We start from the raw sequence: 14,132 nt of genomic DNA on the forward strand, positions 1-14,132 counted from the left end.
AGTAAAATGAGCATAAGTGCCAGGGCTGTGAATCAGCCCTTTTACTTTCTTTTGGTTTTGCCCCCGAAATTTTGGCTTTTCATCATTTGCTGAGCCTTTTGCAGCTGCTGCTTGTTCATGTTGTAGCCCATTTTTTTAGCCATTTCCTGAAGCATTTGCGGATTATTCTGCATATTTTCTAGCTGCTTGCGCAAATAGTAGACCCCAGCGAAAAATCCCCCTACTGCCCCTACTATTAATGTTACAATGGGAATAACATAGTTCCACCACATCGTTGCTTTTCACCTCATAAGGAAGTCATCATTGTTCATAATAGCAAATACTAGTCATTCATACAAATAGATATTTTTGCCCTAGCTATAATTCACATCAGTACCTGCTCAATAAATACCGTCGTATGCTTGGCCAGGTCAATCTCTTTCACATCCAGCTCCCGATCCGCCCTATCTGATTTGACCACGCGAACGACCGGACGTCCAGGTAGACCCCGATGCTGACCAACGACGACCCCGGTTTCTTTGCTCGATAGCTTGACGGATGCACCGGTCGGATATACGGATACAGTACGTAAAAAGTGGATGACGATGTCGCGGTCCAGCTGGGTTCCCGCAAGAACCATCATATGCTCGCAAGCTTCATGCGGCAGCATACGGCGGCCTGTAGATAGTTCGAATAACAAATTATCGTAAGTATCCGCAACGGCCGTTATCTTGGCATACAGATGAATCTGATCGCCCGGAAGCTGACGAGGTATGCCCTCTCCGTCCATCCTCTCGTGATGCTGAAAGGCAACGTGCGCAACCAGCAGGCTCAATTCGCGCTTGTTTTTGAGCATCTCGAACCCGCGCCAGGTATGGTGCTTACGTACATCGTCCGTAGCGTCATCCGCTATTGCCTCAAGCTTGCCGATATCGTGCAGCATGGCGCCAACCGCCAGCTCCCGCAGCTGCTGAATGGAAAGTCCCATATGGATACCGATCAATACGGACATCATACAAACATTAAGCGCATGAACGTACAGTTCATTGTCCTTGGTGCGGATATCGGAGAGCTGAAGCAGCACTTCTTTATTTTTCATAATTTCGTCCAGCAGATTTTCAATACTGCCGTTAATGGCGCGGGTGTTCACTTCCTTGCCCGAACGGATCGATTCGAAGGTCTCTCCCATTCTTTGCATGACGGCCCGTTTCGTCTCTTCAGACACCATATCGGCCATCTCGATGTCCTCAAACTGCGGGTCTTTGATGTAGAGCATGGTGACTCCGATTCTTTTCAAGGTTGTGATCATGTAGACCGTGAGCTGTACGCCCTCGGAGAGCAGTATGGCCCCGTTTCCGGAAAAAATCGTTCTTCCCAGGAACTGCCCCGGTTCGATGCTATCGATATGTATGTATCTCATTGTCGTCTCCTAAGAGTTTCCGTAAGGAAACTATCTTCGTAAGCATAGGCTTAAGTTTCCGTAAGGAAACTATCTTCGTAAGCATAGGCTTAAGTTTCCGTAAGGAAACTATCTTCGTAAGCATAAGCTTGAGTTTCCATAAGAAAACTATCTTCGTAAGCATAGGCTGAGTTTTCCGTAGGAAAACTATCTTCGTAAGCATAGGGGCATCCCCCTTGTTTTGCATGCCGCTAAAACTAGGTTCTTGTTATTGAAAATGACAAGACCTGACGTTCAGGCAGGGATACTCCCCAGCTATTAGTCTATCAATCCAAAAGCCCCGTATGGGCCTATTTCCCAATATAACTATTATACCGCATAACCTTCATGCTGCAGTAGATGTATTTTCACATTCAAGCCGCCCCCGTAACCGACCAACGAACCGTCCGCACCAATGACACGATGGCACGGCACGATGATCGGTACAGGATTGCGATTATTGGCGCCGCCTACGGCCCGGACCGCCTTCTCCGATTGGATCGCCTGTCCGATTTGCTTGTAGGAACGAACCTGACCGTAGGGTATATCGGTTAACGCTTTCCATACCCTGATTTGAAACGGCGTTCCCTGCAGATCCAGCGGCACATCGAACTCCGTTCGCTGTCCCGCAAAATATTGCTCCAGCTGCGCTGCGGCCTCTAACAATACCGGAGTGGCGTCTTGATTCCACTGGGAAGTGCTGTACCATTTGGCGGACCACTTCGTCAGCTGCGGCTCCACGTCGGCCACATGGCCAAATTCGATATGGCAAAGCCGATCTCCCGCTGCCGCTAAAACTAACGGTCCGATCGGCGACTCCAATTCAATGCAGTTTATGATTAAGCCGCTCATAGGCTTTATTCAGCTCCTTTAGCACAACTTCGTCCTGTTCCTTCTCCATAGCACTGCTAATAGCCTGATAGGCGTCCTCTCCGCCGATCCGTCCGAGCGCATAAGCCGCGGCTCCGCGAATTTCGGGACGCTCGTCCCGCTGCAGCAGCCTAATCAACGCCGGCACCGCCTCGCGCTCCTTAAAATGGCCGAGAGCAAAGATCGCATTGCGCTGGATCGGCTTCTTGCCGCGCCATGAGGCTGCGCTTGTCCCAAAGCGTTCCTTAAACTCACGATTGCTCATCTCGAGCAGCGGGAGCAGAAGCGGCTTGGCCTGTTCAGGATCCGGCTGAAGCTCCGGATGGTGGGTCCAGTTCTTGCCTTTGTTCTTCGGGCATACGATCTGGCACGTATCGCAGCCATACAGACGATTCCCGATCTTTTCTTTGATCGTATCGTCTTCGACATGCCCTTTGGTCTGAGTTATAAAAGAGATACACAGCTGCGAATTCAGCTGCCCCGGCCCGACCAGCGCGCCGGTCGGACACGCATCAATGCAGAGCGTGCAGTCTCCGCAGCTTTCCGTTACCGGTTGGTCCGGCGGAAGCGGCAAATTCGTAATCATCTCGCCCAAGTATACCCAGGAGCCGAACTCAGGGGTGATGATAGCGCAATTTTTGCCGCTCCAGCCGATCCCTGCGCGCTCAGCTACCGCACGGTCGACCAGAGCTCCGGTATCGACCATGCTCTCTATTCTCGCATCAGGCACCCGTTCCCGAATCCATGCCTCCAGTCGCTGGAGCCGGTTTCGCAAGACATGGTGATAATCCACTCCCCATGCAGAACGGGACAGCATGCCCCTGTAAGCTCCCGGCTCCGATCTCGGGACGTACGGAAGCTTGGACGGGTACGCTACCGCGATGGAGATGATCGAACGGGGCTCCGCAAGGCTTAGAGCCGGCTCCGTACGCTTCTCAATATCCGGCTCCTCAAAGCCGGACTCAAAACCCTGTTCCCGGTGCTTCTGCAATATCGACTTCAACTCCACGAAAGGCTCCGCGCTTGCAATGCCGATTTTATCGATACCAAGCTGCGGCGCTGCTTCCTGCATATCACGCTTCAACTGATGCCAATCCATGCTGCTGCTCTCTGCCGCGTCCATCCGCATTCGTCTCCTTTCGCTAAGCTGTCATTTCTAAACCCGTCTATAGATTCTTCCATTTGGCCAATGGCCATACAATCCATTCCGCCCGGCCTTCCACCTGCTTCACGGATACAGCGCCAAAGCTGCGGCTGTCGTAGCTGGCATAGCGGTGCCGGTTATCTCCCATGACAAATACGCGCCCTTCTTCCACCTTATACGGCTCGAAACGGCCGTCCTCGATCAGAGTATCCGTATAGGACTCCTTCGCTTCCTCACCGTTCACATATAATTTGCCCTGGCGAATAGACACTTCGTCACCAGCTACCGCCACGACCCTCTTGACCAAATAGGGGTGCTCCGTATCGCTTTCATCCGGTTCCTTTACAACTACAACGTCGCCGCGCTGCAGTCCCCCGGTCAACAGGATCGTTTTATTGATGAACAGCCACTCGCCCTCTTCGATTGTAGGCTGCATGGACGCTCCTTTGACCGTGGACAGATGAAACCCATACTGATGGATGAGCAGTACGATGAGCAGCGCGACAACGACGGATTTCATCCATTCCCATACTTCGGCTAAAAATCCGGCTGAATGGTCAACCGATAATGAATCTGCCGTAATTTCCCGTTCCGGCTTCTTCTGAGAGAACAAGCCCATGCTACGCCTCCGTTCCTTGGTCCTTCCACTGCTCCCATTGGCGATAGTACTCCAGCACCCAGTCCTCGCGAAAAGGTGCCCGGCCTTCCCGAATCCGCTGCAGCAAATCCTGAAGTCCCTGCCGGACCTTAGTATCCACGATGTTAGAGTAATGATAACTAATTTTATGCCGCTCATACTCTTCCTCATCTACGATATGAACGGCTCCTCCAGGCATGCGTATAACGTCTAAATCATAGTCGATATACGTAATGACGTTGCCGGCAACATAGGGAGGCGAGGCGATATTGCAGTAATAACGGACGCCGGTATCCTCCAGCAGCGCGACAACATTAAACCACTGCTTCGGGATAAAAAAAGAAACCCCCGGTATGCGGCTGACCCATTCCTTGCCGTCCGCTTCTATTATTTTGGTCTGGCTGTTGATAAGGACCATCATTGATTCCGCTTTATGCGGCTCATAAAGCAGCGCTTCAGGGACGCGCCCATTTTCCAGCCATGTTCGATGCAAATGTCCGTCGTGCTTAAAGCTTTTTATTATATAGGAAGAAAACGTCGCCATGAGGTCCAAACCCTTCTTTTTAACGTACGGTGCGACCGATGTCCTTCAAATGCGAAATTCATCGGATGTTCGTCATGAAGCAATCTTTTTTATAGCATAAACTTATGTTCGACGGCTTTCAAGAGCCTCATCCTCAAATGGGGAAATGATCCTATTGCTTTAGGAAAAGCCGCCTGCAGCCCCGCTTCGCAAAGAGCGTTTCCCGAAGGCTGTCTATGACGCCTCATGAGCATAGGGACAGGCTGCGTGGGCTGCGATAGCTGCGCCATATTTCCGGCAGGAATCCCCCATGATGATTGGCGGCAGGCTCGCTGCCGGCTGGTCCCTGAGCAGCAAAATAGCCCCATACAGCGGGGCCTTGGCTCAAAGCGGATTCGGCACTTTGCAGGGGACCTCGAAAGGTATCCATGCCAGTAATGCCGAAAAAAAAGGCACAGCCTTTGCTAGACGCAAACGGGCTATGCCGATCTACCTTCCGTGCTGTTTGATTGCTCCACTGTGTCGGCTTTCAGCCGTTCACGATACTCAAGCGATGTGTCGTCCGCGAAAAGTCTTCCGCCTGGTAACCGGCCGATTCATATACCGGAATGACGGTTTCGTTGTGCGCATCCACCGTAATAAGAATACGCCGTACTTTTCTCTGAACAAACCGTTGTCTCAGCGCCTCAATTAAGGTTTTGCCGATTCCTCTGCGTTGGTATTCCTTGCTAACCGCAATCCGGTAATAATAGCCGTTGTGGTTGTCGATCGTCCCTACAATGACACCCACCATTTGATCGTTTTCAATAGCGACAAGCACCAATTCACTATCCCATGAAAGCTGTCTGGCGAACGCCTCCATGGTTTCATCATAACAGGCTTCCGACAATACGTTCTTGAACAGTTCGGTAACGGATACGTAATCAGACAATTGAAAGGAACGAACCAGCATCTTTGAACTCTCCCCGCGGCTTGATATGGTTATATTTTAAAATACGACAAATCTCGCAATAATCCTTCTAAATTTTCGAAAAAAACTCAATATTTCTTCATAAAATATTAAAAAAGTGTTGAAAGCGCTGTATTTAAAGCGTTTACATTGTATTTTCTCGTTATTTCGCCTTTTCTATAGGGGATTTTGTTGCTTTATCTCTATTGACAGCTTAGGAAATAATAAGTAAAATTCATTGAGAATGATTTTCATTATTGATAATATAAGGGGAGATCTACGTTGTTTTTTGCTAAAAGCAAAGGGATGAATAAGCATTCTGTATGGCTTCTTTCACTGCTCAGCATCATGCTATTTCTGGCGGGATGCGGCCAAAGCAGTACCCGTAATGACAGCTCCAACGGAACTGCGGTGACTCCTTCTAACCCACCGGAGAAAACCGCCGGCACCACTTACTCCATCCAGCATGCCATGGGGGAAACCAAGATTACCGGCAAGCCGTCCAGAGTCGTGGTTCTTACCAATGAAGGAACGGAAGTATTGCTGTCGCTCGGCATCAAGCCTGTCGGGGCAGTAAAATCATGGTCGGGGTCTCCTTTTTATGATCATATTAAAAAGGACCTGGAAGGCGTCGAGGTGGTCGGGGATGAGAATCAGCCTAACCTGGAGGCAATAGCCAAGCTGAAGCCCGATCTGATTATTGGCAATAAATTACGGCAGGAAAAGGTGTATGCCCAGCTGTCCGCCATCGCTCCAACCGTATTCTCCGAAAAGATTAACGCAGATTGGCAAAAAAACTTTAAGCTGTACGCGGAAGCTCTGAATAAAAAAGCCGAAGGCGATCAGCTGCTAGCCAAGCTGGATCAGCGCATTGCGGAATTCAAATCCAAGGCCGGCGACAAGTTGAATATGAAGGTTTCTCTCGTTCGCTTCATTCCTGGCAAAACCCGTCTGTACTATAACGATACCTTCGCAGGCCTCATGCTTAAGAAAATTGGCTTCCAGCGCCCTCAAGCGCAAAATAAGGAAACGTTCGCGGATGAAATCAATAAAGAGCGCATCCCGGATATGGAAGGCGATATCCTGTTCTACTACACTTGGGATAATGACAAGCAGGAAGCGAGCGCGGTCGAGAAGGAATGGATCGGCGATCCGTTGTGGAAAAACCTGAATGTGGTGAAATCAGGCAACGTCCACAGGGTTAGCGACGATATCTGGAATTCGTCCGGCAGCATTATCTCCGCTAATTTGATGCTGGATGATCTGGAGAAGATCGTGCTGAAGAAATAACAGATTCAAGAGGGATAACGCCGCCCCTCTTCGGGCAATTGAGAAACCTGTAAAGCTTGAAAAAAAGCATCAGTCCCCCGGTGGGGTATCCCCCTCCGGCCGCTGTTGTTCTCGGAAAATTTTGATTATATCGCTTTACAGCGGGTATTTTCCGAGAACAAAGGCGGACGCTATCGCTCCTCCAAGGAATACCCCACCTACCACCTTTCGCATTTTTCTATATGAATGGGTTTCTCAACAAACTCTAGAGGGCTGACGCCCTCTTTTTTCATGTCCTGATCTTCACCTTTACAAAAAGCGGATCGTCATGCACTATCTAAATAAGAAGACCTGATAGGAAACGAAGGAGGAGCACCTCTTGGATACAATCCAACTGAAACGAATCGATTCGGCGAATCCGGACCTGCTGCAGCTGATCGCTCAACTAGATGAAGAGCTGTACGCCAAGTACCCGGCCGATGAGGTTTTTGTAGTCGATCTGAGCGATCCGTCCGTTCAAGACGTCGTCTTCGTTATCGCGTATAGCGGAGATGCGGCTGCCGGATGCGGCGCTTACCGTCCTTTGGACGGAGAGTCGGCGGAGCTGAAGCGAATTTACGTCGCCCCCTCCTTCAGGAAGCGGGGCATTGCCTCACGTCTCCTCGGATGGCTGGAGCATGAAGCCCGGCAAGCGGGCTATACCACGCTGCGGCTGGAAACCGGGCCCGAGCAGCCCGAATCCATAGCATTATACGAGAAATGCGGCTACTATTTCATTGCCCCATTCGGAGAGTATGTCGATTGTCCGAGCAGCATCTGCATGGAAAAGAAGCTGGGATAATCCCTTTACTCCAATGGTTCACGGGAGGTTCCTTATGAGTACCAACGAAACAGGCACGGGACAGCTGAGCGAAGGTCAATACTCTATCGTGCATATTATAGGTGAACTGGACATTCGCAGATTGTCGCAGGAGGACGTGCCAGATATATTCAAACTGATGGAAGAGGTCGTATCCCGCCTCCCATCCCGCTCATTATTCGCTACGGACGACATGGATTACCTGTACTCTCACATTGAAGAGCACGGGGAAATCTACGGCGCATTTGCAAAAGGACGGCTGGCCGCCTACTCCGTCCTTGCTTTCCCCGGAGCTGACGCCAAAAATCTGGGGCGTGAGTTCGGCGTACCGGAAGACGAGCTGGAGCAAGTCGCGGTTCTAGATGCGACGATCGTTCATGAATCGGTTCGGGGCCGGGGCCTGCAGCGGTATTTCCATCAATTGCGGGAGCAGCGCGCGCGGTCCCGGGGCTTTCGATACCTGTATTCCACCGTCCATCCGGACAATACGGCCAGTCGGCGGAATTTGGAGTCCGCCGGATTCACCCTTAAATTTACCCGGCCTATGTACGGGGGGAGCCCCAGGCATTGCTATGCCAAGCGGCTCGATTAAAAAGCGCGTAACCCTCCTCAAGATGGAGCCGCGGTTCTGGAACGACAAAAAAGACATCGGACGTTTCTCCGATGTCTTTTCTTGTCTTAGCGTACGCCAAGTAAAATTTCGATAGTAAGCTGATCGAGTCTCTCGTAGTTAATGCCCTCTGCCCCGACAGCTGCGCGGTCAATCTCGTAGCCTTTCAATGCTTTCAGGCTATCCGCGGAGAATTTGAAATCAAAGCCAGGCAGATCCAGCTTCTTGCCTTGAATTTCTTGCAGCAGCGCTTGAATCTCCTTGTCTTCGTTGAATTGTTTTACTTTCTCTTTCAGGATCAGGTACGTTTTCATGTTGCCTTTGGCAAACTCGATAACGCCTTGACGGTCTTCGGTACGAAGCGCATGAGCATCGAAATGAAGCATACCCTGATAGTTATAGTCTTCCAGAAGCTTAACGAGGAAGAAGGCTTCCTTGATGCCGTCGGAGCCAAAACGCAAGTCTTGGTCGAAGCGGCCCATCTTCTGGTCGTTCAAATCAATGTGGAACAGCTTGCCTGCGTCCAGAGCTTGAGCAACCGCATGATAGAAGTTCAAGCCTGCCATACGTTCATGGGCAACCTCTGGATTCACGCCCACCAGCTCCGGATGATCCAATGTACTGATCAAGCCCAGCATAGCTCCTGTAGTAGGCATGTAGATATCGGCGCGCGGTTCGTTCGGCTTAGCTTCCAGAGCGAATTTGTAGCCGTAGTTTTGCGAAATGCTGTATTCGCACAAGAAGTTGATGGCCTCTCTGTAACGTTTCGTTGCTTCTACTGCGTCCTTCCCTGCATCGACCTCAGAGCCTTCACGTCCGCCCCACAGCACGAAGGTTTCCGCTCCGAATTCTTTGCCCAGATCCATCGCTTGCATCGTTTTTTGGATAGCGTAAGCGCGTACACGAGGATCATTCGAGGTAAAGCCTCCGTCCTTGAAGATCGGATCGGTGAACAGGCTTACCGTAGCCATAGGCACCTTCAAGCCGGTCTCTTCGAGCGCACGGCGGAATTCGCTAACGATACGGTCTCTTTCTGCTGGTGTAGCGTCGATTGGCACAAGGTCATTGTCGTGGAAGTTAACTCCATAAGCACCGAGCTCAGCAAGCATATGGACGGCTTCTACTGGGCTAAAGCCTTCACGAACAGGCAGACCGAAAGGGTCACGGCCCGGATTGCCTACTGTCCATAGGCCGAATGTAAAACGATCTTCTTTTTTAGGTATAAATTTACTCATTAGTGCACCTCCGGCAACTTTGTTTATTCAATGAACTATGTTTCTGAGAACTAGTTTACCACTGATTGGTTGAAAATAAAAGACCTGGCTTAGCCCTTACAATTAATTTTTTTTACCGTCGATTCGGTAAGGTAAGAACCATCTATCGACGTTGTTTATATAATCTGATCTTAAAACTTTGCAATAGCAAAACTCGCTTCCTAATGACCTCGGAGGCTTATACGCTCATGAATGTTTAAAGAGCCGCCTCCTATTCCCCGGCCTCTGAAGCCGGATGTATAGAAGACGACTCTTTATAAAGGTTCATCCATGATGCCAATCAGGCGTGCTGCAGTTGGAATACCGCTCGATTTTCTCCTACTTCCGTACCGCTGCCGTTACGAAGGATCTTCGGGTACAGTTCATATAACCGGTCTATGGTGGATGTTCGCTCATAGCCGATCTGTTCCAGAATGGAGGCGACAATCAGCGGCCACTTTTCCTCGGACCCGTCCATCACCTTGAGCGCGAACGCGAGTCTCTCTTTGCGAAGCCCGAAGCAGTAGACTCCCTTCGCTCCCCCTTTGGCCACGATATTGTCATCGGACAGCAGGGTAGAGCAAATCATGCCCGTTCCTGCAACCATTTCGGGATGCCGGTTCATTAAACGGGTTATTTCCTCGACCGCCGCTCTTGTCGCAGAATCGTGGATCCGGTCCGGACAAGCTAGCTTCAAATAAGCCAGCGCCAGATGCTGCAAAGGAATCGCAAATACAGGGAAGCCGCAGCCGTCAATCCCGATATGAATCCGCTCCGCCGGATAGTCCGACAGCATAGCCAGCGTCTGAACGATTTCTTGCTGCGCCGGATGATTCGGGTCGTCATAGCCGCTTAGGCTGTACCCTCTGCTCTTGCAGTAGGAGAGTATCCCCACATGCTTGCCCGAGCAGTTATGGTAGAGACGGCTTTCCTGCTTTCCTTGTGCAACAAGGTCACGGTGTGCTGCCGCATTCAGGGGATAGGTCGCATGACAGACCAGGTCCTCCTCGGACAGTCCGGTCTTCTCCAACATCGACTCTACTGCGGCGACATGAAACGGTTCTGCACGGTGAGAAGCGGTCATAATCGCAAGCTCCTTCTCTGTAAAAGGATACTTCTGCGCTATGCCGTGGCGGAATGCCGGAATGGCCTGAATCGGTTTGGCCGCGGAGCGCAAGTAGGTCATATGATGCGGATTGCCGGTCCGGTACCGGATACCCGACTCGTCTACACCGCATATATGCCCGGCGTAACGGCACTCCACCAGTCCGCCGCGTAGTTCCTCTACTAGTATCTCATCCATTAGGATTCCTCCCGCGTTATGAATTGGAAAAGCTAGCGATGATTTCGGCTGCCGCGCGCAGCTTGGCCGGGTCCAACGGATTCCATGGACTTGAGTCTACCCGGACGCCGGTTCCCAAGTGAACCTCCGAAACGCCGGTTGCCGATAAGAAGGCTGCCAGCGTTTCAATCCTCAGCCCGCTTCCCGCCAGCAGTATCATCGACTGCTCCTTGCAAATCCCGTCAAGCCTCTTGATCTTCTCAACAGAATCAAGCACATTGGGCTTCCCGCCCGAAGTCAGCACACGCCGGATGGAGGCATACCGGCCTAATGTAAGGAGCGCCTGCTCCTGGTCCTTCACTTCATCTATGGCCCGATGGAACGTAACGGACATGCTCTCCGCCTCAGCCAGCAGGCGCTCCATCACTGTTGTATCCACGAGCCCGTCTGCCGTTAAGGCGCCTACAACAAGCCCTGCCGGCCTCAGCTTGCGAATGGATCGGATATCGGACAGCATCGTTCTCACATCATCCTCGTCATAGCAGAATGTCTGGGCATGAGGACGGAGCATGACGTGGACGGGGATGGTTACGGCGGCAAGCACCTGCTCGATGAGTCCCAGACTCGGGGTGACTCCTCCATCCCCTATACCCGAAATCAGCTCAATTCTTCCTGCACCGTTATTTTGCGCCAATCTGGCATCGGCTACGCTTGTAGCTATCACTTCCATTAACAAAGATGCTCTCCCTCTCTTCCCGTATATCTATCAACGGATATCCACGATCAATAAATAGTTTCTCAACACAACCTGGGTTATCTTTATTCTATGTATAGAGCCTATCCTACGCCCGCATTCTAACACAAGGGATGTTTTTGGGTTTTTCCTATGTTTCGTCTTCGCTTTTTTCGGTTAATAATAGCTTGGGCCTCCTTAGCCCGCAGGCATCCAGGTATAAAATCTCCGCTGCCGAGAAATGCTAATGCGGGAAATTGACAACAAGAGGAAAGGAGAACCGCTATGACCATCCAGGACGTCCGCCGCATTCATGAGCTGAATGACGTGAATACATCTGACTGGACCGAAGAAGAGCTTCACTATCATCAACGTGTGATGAGCGATCTGTCCCCTTGGCTCAATGCCCAGGGAACCGCGATGCTGAGCCAAATCATCAAAGAAATCCAGAAGCGGGATTAAAATACGCTCACTTTTTATACATACATGTTGATTTTATATCAAAAATAGAGGATAATAAGATTGGAATTCGAAATTACATATTCTTAGGAGGTATTTACGAATGGCACATCAATTACCACCACTGCCTTATGCAAACAACGCGTTGGAACCGCATATCGATGAAACGACTATGATGATCCACCACGATCGTCACCACAACACTTATGTGACTAATCTGAACGCAGCGTTGGAAGGTCATGCGGATCTTCAAGCTAAATCCCTTGAAGACCTGATCGCTAACCTGGACAGTGTACCTGAAGCTATCCGTACGGCTGTTCGTAACAATGGCGGCGGTCATGCCAACCACTCCTTGTTCTGGGAAATTATCGGACCAAACGGCGGCGGCGCTCCAACAGGCAAATTGGCTGACGCTATCAACAACGAGCTTGGTGGCTTCGACAAATTCAAAGAAGACTTCGCTAAAGCAGCTACAACTCGTTTCGGCAGCGGCTGGGCTTGGCTCTCCGTTACTCCTCAAGGCAAATTGATTGTAAGCAGCACGCCTAACCAAGACAGCCCAATCATGGAAGGCAATACGCCACTCCTTGGCTTGGACGTTTGGGAGCATGCTTACTACTTGAAATATCAAAACAAACGTCCTGACTACATCTCCGCTTTCTGGAATGTTGTAAACTGGGCTGAAGTTGGCAAACGCTACGAAGCTGCAGTAAAATAAGGATTGTAACCTTTTAGAGAGGGACTTATCAGTCCCTCTCTTTTTACTATTAGGGCTCCCTGCAAAGTATCCGAGTCGAATTGGAATCTCAACCTCTTTTATGGGTTTATTTTCATGTATTTATGGAATATTTCATAGCATTTTTTACCTTGATATGAAATAATGAGACATACGGAATTTATTGCGAAATGGATCAGGCATCTTTACTTTACTATACAGCAGCATGATCAAATAACCGAGTATAAAGGTGGTATTTAGTCGATGAGGCTACTCCCTATCTCAATGGTGCATCCCGGGATGAAGCTCGGCAAACCCATTGTGTCCGAAGAGGGGCAGACGATGTTGAGTTACCACTCGGAGCTTTCCCTGCCTGATATTCGCAAATTAAAGCTGATGGGCTTCCAGCAGCTGCATATCGACGATCCGCGGACGGAGGATATCCGGATTACCGATGCGGTAAGAGAGGAAACCTCGGCAGCCGTTCGCCATCACTTGATGCCCGCTTTCCAAAGATTACAGCAGTCGGGAGATTGGAACAGTGGAGACATGCGCTCCTTATCCCAAGCGGCGCTTCAGAGCATGAAGCTGATCGTTGAGGACTTGCAGGAGCAGAATAGGCAATCACCCGAGGATGACTCGATATGGCTGATGCACACTTACAAAAATAGCCTGTCTATTCTGGATCAGCTATGCCAAAACGCCTTGAATGTGTGCGTCTATGCTACACGAATCGGCATTGTCGACGGCTATGGTCATGATGATCTGTACGCTTTCGGACTTGGCGGCATGCTGCACGACATCGGAAACACTCAAGTATCCCCCAAGCTGTTGTTAAAAACAGCCCCCCTTACACCGCTCGAATATGAGGAAATTCAAAAGCATACGGAGTACGGCTACAAAATCGTCAAGGATGCACCGGATATCCCCCTGCTATCTGCACACTGTACACTTCAACACCATGAGAAGATAAATGGAAGCGGGTACCCTGCAGGCTTAACCAAGGCTGGCATCCACCCTTTTGCACAGTGGATCGGTTTATTGGACGCCTACGATGCCATGACCAATCCGCGCCCTTACCGGCCTGCCTTTTCACCTGAGCACGCACTGGAAAATCTTTTCACAAGAGCAGGAACATTGTATGATAGAGAGAAGGTAGATTCGTTTCGCAGCCGTGCTGTCATTTATCCCGTCGGCTTAAGCGTTCGGTTAAGCACTGGACAAATCGGCATCGTCTCGAAGCATAACCCCAGCTTTAAACATCGGCCGGTCGTCCGCATACTTACCAATGAACAGGGTCAAGAATTGCTTCAGCCTGTGGAGATCGATTTATCCCGGCATCTCCATATCCGGATATACCGCATTGGTGAAGATGCACTGGTACATTAAGTTTGGAAAGAGATGAGCTTTTC

At 50.3% G+C, this 14,132-nt stretch carries 16 protein-coding genes; 6 read left to right on the forward strand and 10 right to left on the reverse strand.

Translation table 11 applies throughout. From position 1 onward, the window contains the following. Positions 1–41: 41 nt before the first annotated feature. The 7 genes from GGC63_RS16505 to GGC63_RS16535 form a co-directional block, all read right to left on the reverse strand. A complete protein-coding gene (locus GGC63_RS16505; RefSeq protein WP_079913594.1) occupies positions 42–272 on the reverse strand; it encodes a YneF family protein in 231 nt (76 codons plus the stop codon). Positions 273–364: 92 nt separating this feature from the next. Then, positions 365–1,399: an HD-GYP domain-containing protein gene (locus GGC63_RS16510; protein ID WP_192703236.1), complete on the reverse strand. Its 1,035-nt coding sequence runs from the start codon at positions 1,397–1,399 to the stop codon at positions 365–367. A gap of 348 nt (positions 1,400–1,747) precedes the next feature. Continuing rightward, positions 1,748–2,269: a methylated-DNA--[protein]-cysteine S-methyltransferase gene (locus GGC63_RS16515; RefSeq protein WP_225948271.1), complete on the reverse strand. Its 522-nt coding sequence runs from the start codon at positions 2,267–2,269 to the stop codon at positions 1,748–1,750. Then, the gene (gene queG / locus GGC63_RS16520) at positions 2,241–3,410 is read right to left on the reverse strand and encodes a tRNA epoxyqueuosine(34) reductase QueG (protein ID WP_225948272.1); all 1,170 of its coding nucleotides are present in this window, start codon (positions 3,408–3,410) and stop codon (positions 2,241–2,243) included. The genes GGC63_RS16515 and queG overlap by 29 nt, the downstream gene beginning before the upstream one ends. Before the next feature lie 43 nt (positions 3,411–3,453). Further along, positions 3,454–4,050 (reverse strand): signal peptidase I, encoded by a 597-nt coding sequence (lepB, locus tag GGC63_RS16525; protein WP_079913598.1) that lies wholly within the window; start codon positions 4,048–4,050, stop codon positions 3,454–3,456. A 1-nt stretch (position 4,051) separates the two neighbouring features. After that, positions 4,052–4,612, reverse strand: coding sequence for a DUF402 domain-containing protein (locus GGC63_RS16530; protein ID WP_192703238.1), 561 nt, complete (start codon positions 4,610–4,612; stop codon positions 4,052–4,054). Between the two features lie 508 nt (positions 4,613–5,120). Further along, positions 5,121–5,543: a GNAT family N-acetyltransferase gene (locus tag GGC63_RS16535; protein ID WP_192703239.1), complete on the reverse strand. Its 423-nt coding sequence runs from the start codon at positions 5,541–5,543 to the stop codon at positions 5,121–5,123. 303 nt (positions 5,544–5,846) lie between these two features. Here GGC63_RS16535 and GGC63_RS16540 point away from each other — a divergent pair, with 303 nt between their 5' ends. From GGC63_RS16540 to GGC63_RS16550, 3 genes are all read left to right on the forward strand, one after another. After that, on the forward strand, positions 5,847–6,830 hold the full coding sequence (locus GGC63_RS16540) for an ABC transporter substrate-binding protein (protein ID WP_192703475.1): 984 nt from the start codon (positions 5,847–5,849) through the stop codon (positions 6,828–6,830). A gap of 358 nt (positions 6,831–7,188) precedes the next feature. Beyond that, positions 7,189–7,650 (forward strand): GNAT family N-acetyltransferase, encoded by a 462-nt coding sequence (locus GGC63_RS16545; RefSeq protein ID WP_192703240.1) that lies wholly within the window; start codon positions 7,189–7,191, stop codon positions 7,648–7,650. Positions 7,651–7,684: 34 nt separating this feature from the next. Further along, positions 7,685–8,260 (forward strand): GNAT family N-acetyltransferase, encoded by a 576-nt coding sequence (locus GGC63_RS16550; protein ID WP_192703241.1) that lies wholly within the window; start codon positions 7,685–7,687, stop codon positions 8,258–8,260. 86 nt (positions 8,261–8,346) lie between these two features. Here GGC63_RS16550 and xylA read toward each other — a convergent pair whose 3' ends face one another. From xylA to GGC63_RS16565, 3 genes are all read right to left on the reverse strand, one after another. After that, the gene (gene xylA, locus GGC63_RS16555; RefSeq protein ID WP_079913603.1) at positions 8,347–9,513 is read right to left on the reverse strand and encodes a xylose isomerase; all 1,167 of its coding nucleotides are present in this window, start codon (positions 9,511–9,513) and stop codon (positions 8,347–8,349) included. A gap of 319 nt (positions 9,514–9,832) precedes the next feature. After that, entirely contained in the window at positions 9,833–10,834 is a 1,002-nt protein-coding gene (locus tag GGC63_RS16560) for an asparaginase (RefSeq protein WP_192703242.1), read from the reverse strand. 16 nt (positions 10,835–10,850) lie between these two features. Then, a complete protein-coding gene (locus GGC63_RS16565) occupies positions 10,851–11,543 on the reverse strand; it encodes a copper homeostasis protein CutC (RefSeq protein WP_225948273.1) in 693 nt (230 codons plus the stop codon). Positions 11,544–11,831: 288 nt separating this feature from the next. Between GGC63_RS16565 and GGC63_RS16570 the strand changes: the two genes are divergently transcribed. The 3 genes from GGC63_RS16570 to GGC63_RS16580 all read left to right on the forward strand — a co-directional run bounded on the left by GGC63_RS16570 (position 11,832) and on the right by GGC63_RS16580 (position 14,109). Then, a complete protein-coding gene (locus GGC63_RS16570; protein ID WP_179136232.1) occupies positions 11,832–12,008 on the forward strand; it encodes a hypothetical protein in 177 nt (58 codons plus the stop codon). Positions 12,009–12,108: 100 nt separating this feature from the next. Then, positions 12,109–12,723, forward strand: coding sequence for a superoxide dismutase (locus GGC63_RS16575; protein ID WP_192703244.1), 615 nt, complete (start codon positions 12,109–12,111; stop codon positions 12,721–12,723). 261 nt (positions 12,724–12,984) lie between these two features. After that, the gene (locus GGC63_RS16580; protein ID WP_192703245.1) at positions 12,985–14,109 is read left to right on the forward strand and encodes an HD-GYP domain-containing protein; all 1,125 of its coding nucleotides are present in this window, start codon (positions 12,985–12,987) and stop codon (positions 14,107–14,109) included. The last annotated feature ends 23 nt before the right edge of the window (positions 14,110–14,132 follow it).

This window comes from Paenibacillus sp. OAS669, from assembly GCF_014873645.1.
In the GTDB taxonomy this organism is placed as follows: Bacteria; Bacillota; Bacilli; order Paenibacillales; family NBRC-103111; genus Paenibacillus_S; species Paenibacillus_S vulneris.

Bases quoted from the DNA above. Each gene is read 5' to 3' on its own strand.
- GGC63_RS16505 (WP_079913594.1), bottom strand. From the start codon at position 272: ATGTGGTGGAACTATGTTATTCCCATTGTAACATTAATAGTAGGGGCA.
- GGC63_RS16510 (WP_192703236.1), bottom strand. From the start codon at position 1,399: ATGAGATACATACATATCGATAGCATCGAACCGGGGCAGTTCCTGGGA.
- GGC63_RS16515 (WP_225948271.1), bottom strand. From the start codon at position 2,269: ATGAGCGGCTTAATCATAAACTGCATTGAATTGGAGTCGCCGATCGGA.
- queG (WP_225948272.1), bottom strand. From the start codon at position 3,410: ATGGACGCGGCAGAGAGCAGCAGCATGGATTGGCATCAGTTGAAGCGT.
- lepB (WP_079913598.1), bottom strand. From the start codon at position 4,050: ATGGGCTTGTTCTCTCAGAAGAAGCCGGAACGGGAAATTACGGCAGAT.
- GGC63_RS16530 (WP_192703238.1), bottom strand. From the start codon at position 4,612: ATGGCGACGTTTTCTTCCTATATAATAAAAAGCTTTAAGCACGACGGA.
- GGC63_RS16535 (WP_192703239.1), bottom strand. From the start codon at position 5,543: ATGCTGGTTCGTTCCTTTCAATTGTCTGATTACGTATCCGTTACCGAA.
- GGC63_RS16540 (WP_192703475.1), top strand. From the start codon at position 5,847: ATGAATAAGCATTCTGTATGGCTTCTTTCACTGCTCAGCATCATGCTA.
- GGC63_RS16550 (WP_192703241.1), top strand. From the start codon at position 7,685: ATGAGTACCAACGAAACAGGCACGGGACAGCTGAGCGAAGGTCAATAC.
- xylA (WP_079913603.1), bottom strand. From the start codon at position 9,513: ATGAGTAAATTTATACCTAAAAAAGAAGATCGTTTTACATTCGGCCTA.
- GGC63_RS16560 (WP_192703242.1), bottom strand. From the start codon at position 10,834: ATGGATGAGATACTAGTAGAGGAACTACGCGGCGGACTGGTGGAGTGC.
- GGC63_RS16565 (WP_225948273.1), bottom strand. From the start codon at position 11,543: ATGGAAGTGATAGCTACAAGCGTAGCCGATGCCAGATTGGCGCAAAAT.
- GGC63_RS16570 (WP_179136232.1), top strand. From the start codon at position 11,832: ATGACCATCCAGGACGTCCGCCGCATTCATGAGCTGAATGACGTGAAT.
- GGC63_RS16575 (WP_192703244.1), top strand. From the start codon at position 12,109: ATGGCACATCAATTACCACCACTGCCTTATGCAAACAACGCGTTGGAA.
- GGC63_RS16580 (WP_192703245.1), top strand. From the start codon at position 12,985: ATGAGGCTACTCCCTATCTCAATGGTGCATCCCGGGATGAAGCTCGGC.